General features: G+C 38.8%; 9 protein-coding genes and 1 riboswitch. Of the genes, 4 read left to right on the top strand and 5 right to left on the bottom strand.

Features of this window, described 5'->3' with window-relative positions:
* Positions 1-341 precede the first annotated feature (341 nt).
* Entirely contained in the window at positions 342-1,352 is a 1,011-nt protein-coding gene (gene prmB / locus FTT84_RS15480; protein ID WP_067766362.1) for a 50S ribosomal protein L3 N(5)-glutamine methyltransferase, read from the top strand.
* A gap of 13 nt (positions 1,353-1,365) precedes the next feature.
* Complete coding sequence (gene aroC, locus FTT84_RS15475) at positions 1,366-2,460, top strand: chorismate synthase (protein WP_180081734.1); 1,095 nt, start codon at positions 1,366-1,368, stop codon at positions 2,458-2,460.
* Between the two features lie 93 nt (positions 2,461-2,553).
* Here the strand turns inward: aroC and FTT84_RS15470 are convergent, their stop codons facing one another.
* Complete coding sequence (locus tag FTT84_RS15470) at positions 2,554-3,339, bottom strand: hypothetical protein (protein ID WP_180081725.1); 786 nt, start codon at positions 3,337-3,339, stop codon at positions 2,554-2,556.
* A 204-nt stretch (positions 3,340-3,543) separates the two neighbouring features.
* Positions 3,544-3,634: riboswitch (glycine riboswitch) on the top strand.
* Between the two features lie 132 nt (positions 3,635-3,766).
* Between FTT84_RS15470 and FTT84_RS15465 the strand changes: the two genes are divergently transcribed.
* A complete protein-coding gene (locus FTT84_RS15465) occupies positions 3,767-5,008 on the top strand; it encodes a D-amino acid dehydrogenase (protein WP_067766371.1) in 1,242 nt (413 codons plus the stop codon).
* A gap of 50 nt (positions 5,009-5,058) precedes the next feature.
* Here the strand turns inward: FTT84_RS15465 and FTT84_RS15460 are convergent, their stop codons facing one another.
* Positions 5,059-5,709, bottom strand: coding sequence for a hypothetical protein (locus tag FTT84_RS15460; RefSeq protein ID WP_180081723.1), 651 nt, complete (start codon positions 5,707-5,709; stop codon positions 5,059-5,061).
* Positions 5,710-5,809: 100 nt separating this feature from the next.
* Between FTT84_RS15460 and ispF the strand changes: the two genes are divergently transcribed.
* On the top strand, positions 5,810-6,298 hold the full coding sequence (ispF, locus tag FTT84_RS15455; RefSeq protein WP_067766380.1) for a 2-C-methyl-D-erythritol 2,4-cyclodiphosphate synthase: 489 nt from the start codon (positions 5,810-5,812) through the stop codon (positions 6,296-6,298).
* Here ispF and FTT84_RS15450 read toward each other — a convergent pair.
* The 3 genes from FTT84_RS15450 to FTT84_RS15440 all read right to left on the bottom strand — a co-directional run bounded on the left by FTT84_RS15450 (position 6,286) and on the right by FTT84_RS15440 (position 8,982).
* Positions 6,286-6,810, bottom strand: a complete 525-nt coding sequence (locus FTT84_RS15450) for a protein tyrosine phosphatase family protein (protein WP_067766383.1) — start codon at positions 6,808-6,810, stop codon at positions 6,286-6,288. The two genes, ispF and FTT84_RS15450, sit on opposite strands and share 13 nt — an antisense overlap.
* Positions 6,811-6,866: 56 nt before the next feature.
* On the bottom strand, positions 6,867-7,958 hold the full coding sequence (locus FTT84_RS15445) for a 3-deoxy-7-phosphoheptulonate synthase (protein WP_180081721.1): 1,092 nt from the start codon (positions 7,956-7,958) through the stop codon (positions 6,867-6,869).
* Positions 7,959-8,085: 127 nt separating this feature from the next.
* Positions 8,086-8,982, bottom strand: coding sequence for a sulfite exporter TauE/SafE family protein (locus FTT84_RS15440; RefSeq protein ID WP_180081719.1), 897 nt, complete (start codon positions 8,980-8,982; stop codon positions 8,086-8,088).
* Positions 8,983-9,208: the final 226 nt, after the last annotated feature.

The raw sequence follows: 9,208 nt of genomic DNA, 5'->3' as shown, positions 1-9,208 counted from the left end.
TCATGAGAAAGCCCATATAAATGGGTAATGTACAAGTTGCTGTAGAAGCATGTTTAATTCGTCTGATCACAGATACTTTATAAAGTATTTTAATACTTTTTTGAATCCGTCAATGCGTAAGTCCTACTTTTGATAAAAGAAATATTATTAATCGTTTCAATTTAAATCATCATTGAGTAATTAGATCTAAGTGAAGTATATGACTTTAAAAATGAATCCATTACACAGATGTTTGAAAAATGATTTTCTAGAATGAATAAAAACATAGTTGCATGATCAATAGGGCCAAAAACAAGGTATCATAAGCCGTTTAAAAAATTATGACCTTGGAGACGCCTTAAGTGGATCGACCGACTATTAGCCCTGAACATTTACAGGAAGCAGCTGAAAACTTAACGACAATTCGTGATTTTATTCGTTTTGGTGTTACAGCTTTACGTCAATATGATGCTCACTTAGGTCAAGGTACAGAAGATTATGTTGCTGAAAGTTCAGCACTGGTATTACAGACATTATCTCTTGATTGGAATGCAAACCCAGAGATTTTAGATTCGAAATTGCTTCCAAGTGAAATTGCAGAATTCTTGGCATTACTTGAACGCCGTATTAACGAGCGTATGCCAACGTCTTATTTACTAAACTTAGCTTATTTCTTTGGTAAGCCATTTTATGTAGATGAACGTGTTTTAATTCCGCGTTCGCCAATTGTTGAATTAATAGAAAACCGTTTTGCACCTTATTGTTTAGGCGAAAATGGCGAGATGGGTGCTGCAGTGAACAATCTGCCAGAAAACCCAAATCCAAAAACACCACAACGCATTTTAGATATGTGTACAGGTTCAGGCTGTATTGCTATTGCATTAGCTTATGCATTTCCAGATGCCGAAGTGGACGCAACTGACTTATCCAAAGAGGCTCTTGAAGTTGCGCAAATTAACTGTGAACATCATAACAAACAGTACCAAGTTGCTTTGCTTGAGTCAGATTTATTTGCAAAAATTCCTGCTGAAAATCAATATGATTTGATTGTGTCAAATCCACCATATGTTGATGCTGAAGATATGGCCGATCTACCTGATGAATTCCATCATGAACCAGAAATGGCATTGGCAGCAGGTCAAGACGGCTTAGATCTAGTACGTAAAATGTTAGCGCAAGCTGCGGATTACTTAACTGAAGATGGATTGATTGTCATCGAAGTCGGCAACTCTGAATGGGCGATGCGTCAAAACTTTAATACTGTTGACTTCTATTGGTTACAGTTCCAACGTGGTGGCACAGGTATCTTTGCTTTAACTGCTGAGCAGTGCCGAAAATACCGCGATTTATTCATTCAATCTGTTCAAGCATAAGGAGTCGTTTGACATGGCAGGTAATAGTATAGGGCAACTCTTCCGTGTAACGACTTGTGGTGAATCTCATGGCGTTGGCTTAATGGCTATCGTTGACGGGGTTCCACCAGGTATTGAACTTTCTGAAGCTGATTTACAAAAAGACTTAGATCGTCGTAAGCCGGGGACGTCTAAGTTTGCAACTCAGCGTAAAGAACCAGACGAAGTTGAAATTATTTCAGGTGTTTTTGAAGGTAAAACAACTGGTACATCAATTGGTTTGTTGATTCGAAATACGGACCAAAAATCAAAAGATTATGGCAACATTGCACAAACTTTCCGTCCGGGTCATGCTGACTATACCTATACCCATAAGTATGGTTTCCGTGACTACCGAGGTGGTGGTCGTTCAAGTGCACGTGAAACTGCAATGCGTGTTGCAGCGGGTGCAATTGCTAAGAAGTTCTTATTTGAGAAATTTGGTATTGAGATTCGTGGACATGTGACTCAAATTGGAACGGAAAAAGCAGAAAAACTGGATTGGAATGAAGTACCAAACAATCCATTCTTCTGTGGTGATGCTGATGCAGTCCCACGTTTTGAAGCTTTAGTGACTTCACTTCGTGAGCAAGGTACAAGCTGTGGTGCGAAGTTAGAAATCATTGCATCAAAAGTGCCAGTAGGTTGGGGCGAGCCTGTATTTGATCGTTTAGATGCAGATATCGCCCATGCCATGATGTCAATTAACGCAGTAAAAGGCGTGGAAATTGGTGATGGTTTTTGCGTAGCTGAACAATTTGGTCATGAGACACGTGATGAGTTGACTACAGATGGTTTCTTAGCAAATCATGCTGGCGGTATCTTAGGCGGTATTTCAAGTGGTCAAGACATTCGTGTTGCAATTGCTTTGAAACCTACTGCTTCAATTACCACGCCGGGTAAAACCATTACCATTAATTGTGAAGATACGGATGTACTGACCAAAGGTCGTCATGATCCTTGTGTTGGTGTACGTGCAACCCCGATTGCTGAGGCTATGCTGGCGATTGTGCTGATGGATCATTTCATGCGTCATCGTGCACAAAATGCTGATGTTGTTGCTCCATTTGCACCGATTGAGCCAAAATAATGTAGCGCTTTATTTTGTGTGTAAAGTCAGACTTCGGTCTGACTTTTTTATTGATGAAATTTAGTAAAAGTGAGGATGAACAAAGGATAAAATTCAATGAGGCTTAACTTTATTTGCTCTAAGCCTTTGAAGTAGTTGTTCTTTATTGAAGTCAATTTGATCGGCATTGGTTTGTGTTGAAAGTAGATGACGTGGTTTTTCACCTAAAAAATATTTAATACGCTCAGCATTGGCACCTGACGGATGAGGTAAACCACTCAAGATTTGTTCTTGCTTTAAATAGCCTAAGTTAGATAAATAATTGAGTACCTCATCAACACCTTTACCTAAAGGAATGTATAGGGCATTTGGAAGTTTTTGAACCATTGGAATAAAATAATCATGAATATGTTGTTTTAAAAAGTCATTTTTTAGCATGGACGGTGCAGATCCAGCATAATTCTTAGCATGAATGAGTATGCACTGCTGTAATGCAGAACACAGCTGAACCATTTCCTGATGATCAGTAAATAATTCAAAGGTGGATGAAATTCCTAGTTTTTCATTAAGACCAATATGATCGAGCAATCGAGTTAAGTTATGGCGAATTGGCCCACTAAATGCACCGCTACTTTTTGCATGATTTAAGACTTCATTTTCAGGTAAATTTAGTACTAAGGCTGATTGCATCGCTAAAAGTGCATTTCGCCATTGCTGCTGGCCTGGGCAAATTCCAACGATCACGACTTGCGCCTGAGTATTTATGGCTTCAAATGGTGCATAAAAACTTTTTATCTTTCCATTTTGTCCAACTAACAACAAATCACTTTGAGTTAACTCATCAATTGGATGTGATGCGATGATTGAAGCGAATTGTGCGTAAAGTGTTGAATTGGGCATGGCAAAAAATATCTAAAATAACTGCTCAATCATATTCTAATTCTTAATAATGAAAATCAATAGCTTAGTCTTGAAATTAACGATATAGAACGTCTTTAAAAATAAAAATTAACAATAATTTGAAAATTAGGGCTTGAGCTTTGGTATAAAAATTGCTCATATCTAGTTAAGGCAAAATACAAATATATGCTGAATAACAAACCACAGGTGGTTGCAGGAGAGAAGCACGAGATGTGCTCGCCGAAGGAGCAAGTTCCCCCAGGAAACTCTCAGGCAAAAGGACTGTAATCATCCATAAAATCTGGAGAGAAGTAAGCAGGACTTACTCACCGAAGGGGAAGGTTAGCCACATCATGGCTCACCGAAGCTCTCAGGTACCAATGACAGATGGGGCGAGCATAGGAAATAAAATTTCCAAGGAGCCTATATGTGTCATATTGTTGTCATTGGAGCGGGTATTACAGGGGTTACGACCGCTTATGAATTAGGTTTATTGGGATATAAAGTCACAGTTGTTGATAAACATTTATATCCCGCAATGGAAACATCATTTGCCAATGGCGGGCAACTTTCAGCATGTAATGCTGAAGTCTGGAACCAAAAAGCCACTGTGCTGAAAGGCATAAAGTGGATGTCGCAAAAAACAGCACCGTTGTTACTCAACCCAAGCTTTAATTTGCATAAGTACTCATGGCTCTTTGAGTTCATGGGGCATATCAAAGATTATCGTGCCAATACGCATGAAACAGTACGTTTAGCCTTGATGGCGCGTCAACGTTTGTTTGAAATTGCAGAAAATGAAAAACTACAATTTGACCTCGAAAAGCGCGGTATTTTACATTTCTTTCATAATCAACATGATTATGAAGTTGCAACTCAAGTCAATAATATGCTCTGTGAGGGAGGGTTAGAGCGTCATCCTGTAACTTTGGCTGAAATTAGACAAATTGAACCGAGTTTGACGGGTGAATATTATGCTGGATTTTATTGTCCCGGAGATGCAACGGGAGATATTCATAAATTTACCACTCAGCTTGCTAAAGCCACAGAACGCTATGATGTAAATTATTTATGGGGCTTTGAAGTCACTGATTTTGAACATCATGATCATGGTGTAAATTTACGCTTAAAAGCAAGTAACGAAAACATGGTAGCTTCAGAAGAAACAGAAATACTCAAAGCTGATGCAGTCGTGGTCTGTGGTGGTGTTGGAAGTTATGAACTTGCCCATAAATTGGGAGATCGCGTCAATGTTTATCCAGTTAAAGGATATTCAATTACAATTAACTTAAATGATGAAGAAAGTCAGGCAAATGCACCTTGGGTGAGCTTACTTGATGAAAGTGCCAAGATTGTAACTTCACGATTAGGAGAAAATCGTTTACGTGTCGCAGGTACAGCCGAGTTTAATGGCTACAATCGCGATATACGTGCTGATCGAATTCAACCATTGATTGATTGGTCTAACCGCAATTTTAATCTTTCAACTGAGCATGTAGTGCCTTGGGCAGGACTTCGACCAATGATGCCGAATATGATGCCAGTCGTGAATGCAGGCAAACGAGAGCATATTTTTTATAATACAGGCCACGGTCATTTAGGTTGGACTTTATCTGCTGCAACGGCTGCGATGATTAGCCAACAAGTCGCACGTACACATCCAATTTAAGGCAATGTATTAAAAAGCCTCAAATATTGAGGCTTTTTAATATTTTAGAATTAATCGTATAGTCGATAAATCCCAGAAAACCGCTCACAACCTTTTTGCGTAGTTTGTACAGAAAGAAGTGCTTTGCTGTAGTTAAAGGTGTAGTTACAGTCATTTTCATTGTCTGTAATTTCAGTTTTTTGATTTGGTGTTGTGTAGGCTAAAAATGGGATCGTTTGCGTTTCTACACGATTATTAGGATTGCGGTAAGCAATACCTTCAATTTTAATTCGGTCTTTAGTTAACTGATGAACTTTTAGATGCACAGGCGATGCTGCAAAATGACCATTTTCAAATTTTAGAAAATGCTGAGTTAGGCTCTGATTCATTGAGGTATAAATATTCAAATCTTCATGACGTAACTCAAACTGCTGCTTAAAACAATCTAAGTTTTTACATTGTTGAATACGGTTATACCACAGTGTTTGCGTATCGATGAGTAAACGTACGGGCGCATCAGTAATTAGTTGTGCAGTCAAAAATAAATTGTCTAGCTTTTCACGTGGTTCATCCAAAGCTTTAGAACAATATTGCTTCTGTGATGCATGCTTCGTTTGTGTGCAGTCAATACTGTTCGCATGGGCCATACCTGTAAAACAGTGCCCAAATAACACAATTAAGCCGAATTTTTTGATGATATTTATATCAGTTTTCAACAGCATGATCGCTTATACTTTCACTATGTTGCGCTTGCCCACACTATAGCGAAATAGAAAGTGGGAATACAAGATTTCAATTATTATTTTCTAAAGGATTTATGCCGTGATTGCTCAAATTCGTATTGGTCAAGGAATGGATGTACATGCTTTTGACAAAGGTGACTTCGTTACTTTAGCGGGTGTACAGATCCCACATACACATGGCTTAAAAGCTCACTCAGATGGTGATGTTGTACTGCACGCATTGTGTGATGCTTTGCTAGGCGCATTAGCACTGGGTGATATTGGACAGCATTTTCCAGACACCGATGCAAAATTTAAAGGTGCTGATAGTCGTGTGTTACTCAAGCATGTCTATCAACTCATTTTAGATCGTGGTTATGTGTTGAATAACGCAGATATCACCGTGGCGTGTGAACGCCCAAAACTTGCAAAACATAACTTAGAAATGCGTCAAAGTATTGCCGATGTATTGCAAGTTGATGTTACACAAATCAGTGTGAAAGCGACTACAACAGAAAAGCTAGGGTTCACTGGACGTCAAGAAGGTATTTTATCAACAGCGACGGTTTTGATCACTCACGCAAAATGATCAGGGTGAATCAGGGCATGTTGTAAATCTTGTGTTGCTTTACGGCCTTGTAGCTGTACAGCGACAGCATGAATTAAGCCTGTCCAAGTTTCATTTGGTTCCCAAATTTGATGCAAGTGTTCTTGTGCTGTAGGCATGTCTATATCCATAAAATATTGGCGATATAGATACATTAAACTGCTGACACGGAAGTTTTTAGCACAGTGTAGCCACACAGTTTGGCCTTGAACCAAATGATCAATCATGTCTAGTACCAATAAACATTGGTCATCAGATGGTGTGTCCCAAGAAATAGGAATTTGAATATAGTTTAGCCCTAGATCCAAGCAAATACGATCTTCATTGTCGATGTGATTTGATGCATCGGTAAGTGCTAAATTGATGACTGTTGAAACACCATATTCTTTAATTGTTTGCAGTTCAGTTGGCGATGGTTGTCCTGAGGTCAATAAGTGCTCATGTATATATTGGAAGTTTTCAATATGACTTAACGTATTTTCGATTTCATTCATTAGACTTATTTCCCCTTAAAAGTAAAACGCCATCTTTAAGATGGCGTTTTAGTCACTTAGCGAGTCGGCAAGACATCTTTAAGTGCTTCATGCATCTCTAACAAGACTTTTTCAGTTGTATCCCAATCGATACAACCATCAGTCACTGATTTACCATATTCGAGGTCACACAGGTTGGCAGGAATATCCTGACGACCACCTTTTAAGTGACTTTCGACCATAATACCCACGATTGACTTGTTGCCGTCAAGGATTTGTTCAGTAATGTTTTTCAACACAAGGGGTTGTAGGTACGGGTCTTTGTTTGAGTTCGCATGACTAGTATCAATCATAATCTTGCTACTTACTTTAGCTTTAGCAAGAGCAGCTTCCGCTTCAGCCACAGAGCCTGCGTCGTAATTTGGTTTACCGTTACCGCCACGAAGTACAACGTGACCATAAGGGTTCCCGCTTGTACGAATAACAGAAACTTGTCCTTGATCGCTTAAACCTAAGAAGCTGTGGCCATGTTTAACCGATTGCATCGCATTTGTTGCAACAGTTAAACCACCATCAGTTCCGTTTTTAAAACCGACAGGTGATGAAAGACCAGAAGACATTTCACGGTGAGTTTGACTTTCAGTTGTTCGCGCGCCAATAGCAGACCATGAAATCAGGTCTTGGTAGTATTGTGGTGAGTTCGGGTCTAATGCTTCAGTTGCACAAGGTAAACCCTTTTCATTCAACTCAAGTAAAAGTTTACGACCAATGCGTAGACCTTTTTCAATATTGAATGAGTCGTTCATATCAGGGTCATTAATGAGACCTTTCCAACCGACAGTAGTACGTGGTTTTTCAAAATAAACACGCATCACCACATAAATTGAATCTTTAATTTTATCACTTAACGCTTTTAAGCGATCTGCATAATCATGCGCAGCGACTGTGTCGTGAATTGAGCATGGGCCAATGACAACAAATAGACGTTTGTCATTACCATCTAAAATATTACGAACAGTTTCACGGCCTTGTAGGACTGTTTGATAGGCAGTTTCAGTCAGAGGTAACTCTTTTTTTAGTTCTGCAGGAGTAACAAGTGGCTGAATGCTTTTTACATTCACGTCATCAATGTCGTTTTGGAAAGTAGAATTAGACTGTAAAGTATTCATTGCCGTCACTGGTTTGAGTATACAAAAGGTTGTTTCGTGACCCGAATATAACATGAATGTACCACTCAAATGTTATAAAAAAGATCAATAAGTCTCTGAAAAAAAAGTGATGAATCGGGGAGTTAATTTAAACCTGAGTGTTAATTGCTGCAGGTGCAGCAAGTGTTGCAACCACTGGCTTTTCTACAGGTTTCGTTTTTACTGGATTGATAATGAAATTCATACCTAGCATAAATAGCGTGATACCTAAAACTTTACGGATAACTTTTTCAGGTAAACGTGAACTAATGAGCGTACCAATGATAATGGCAGGAATAGAACCACAAAGTAACCAACCTAATAAATGAAAATCGACGTTACCTGAACTCATATGTCCTAAACCTGCAACTAAAGTTAGGAGTACAGCATGTACAACGTCTGAGCCAATAATTCGAATCATTGGTAAATTAGGGAACATTAAAACCAATGCCATAATACCGAAAGCACCTGCACCCACAGATGATAAGGTCACAAATACACCTAGAACGATACCCATAATGATAATTAGAGCGCGTTTATTTTTGGCTTGTAAATTAACGCGTTCTAAGTCAGAACTCATGTCGTCGAATTCTGATTTTTTACGGAACTTATTAAAGAATTGTTCAATATGACCACGGAAAATAATTGAGATCCCTGTCAGGGTCAGCATGAAGCCAAGCACCATTGTTAACACCGTTTTATAGTGTGTAGATTGGCTTAAATAGTTTTCAAGTACCCAGTGTGTGGCAAATGATGCAGGAATACTTCCGACAGCTAGCCAGATGACGATGGGCCAAACAATGTTCATTTTACGGGCATGGACTAAAGAACCACAAAATTTTGAAATTGCGGCATAAAGCAAGTCCGTACCAATTGCAATGTGAGGTTCAATTTTATATAGGCTAATTAATATTGGGGTCATGAGAGAGCCACCACCAACACCGGTAATGCCTACGCAGAAACCAACTACTACACCTGCCAGAATGAACTCTAAAGGACCAACCATTGTTATATGCCAAATATCAAAAAACGTGCATATGTTATGACTAATTCATATAAGTCGTTGTCTCGATAAGTGATTTACTTGTGAAAAAAATAGATAAAGATTGGGTGGTGTTTCAAAAAGTATGCTGAAAAAAAGCAGGTTGAATTTTGATAAAATAGAGAAATGCAAATAACTCTAGAAATCAAATGTCCAACCTGCCTCAGTGACAGTATAAAGAAAAATGGCA

This window comes from Acinetobacter sp. YH01019 (assembly GCF_013420285.1).
GTDB classification, from domain to species: domain Bacteria; phylum Pseudomonadota; class Gammaproteobacteria; order Pseudomonadales; family Moraxellaceae; genus Acinetobacter; species Acinetobacter gandensis.
Note: the sequence above shows the minus strand (reverse complement) of the source record. Positions and strands in the feature narration are given on the sequence as shown.

What these genes read in the sequence shown, in the direction of transcription:
- FTT84_RS15450 (WP_067766383.1), bottom strand. Translation starts at nt 6,810, where the DNA reads ATGAATGAAATCGAAAATACGTTAAGTCATATTGAAAACTTCCAATAT.
- FTT84_RS15445 (WP_180081721.1), bottom strand. Translation starts at nt 7,958, where the DNA reads ATGAATACTTTACAGTCTAATTCTACTTTCCAAAACGACATTGATGAC.
- FTT84_RS15465 (WP_067766371.1), top strand. Translation starts at nt 3,767, where the DNA reads ATGTGTCATATTGTTGTCATTGGAGCGGGTATTACAGGGGTTACGACC.
- FTT84_RS15470 (WP_180081725.1), bottom strand. Translation starts at nt 3,339, where the DNA reads ATGCCCAATTCAACACTTTACGCACAATTCGCTTCAATCATCGCATCA.
- FTT84_RS15440 (WP_180081719.1), bottom strand. Translation starts at nt 8,982, where the DNA reads ATGGTTGGTCCTTTAGAGTTCATTCTGGCAGGTGTAGTAGTTGGTTTC.
- aroC (WP_180081734.1), top strand. Translation starts at nt 1,366, where the DNA reads ATGGCAGGTAATAGTATAGGGCAACTCTTCCGTGTAACGACTTGTGGT.
- FTT84_RS15460 (WP_180081723.1), bottom strand. Translation starts at nt 5,709, where the DNA reads ATGCTGTTGAAAACTGATATAAATATCATCAAAAAATTCGGCTTAATT.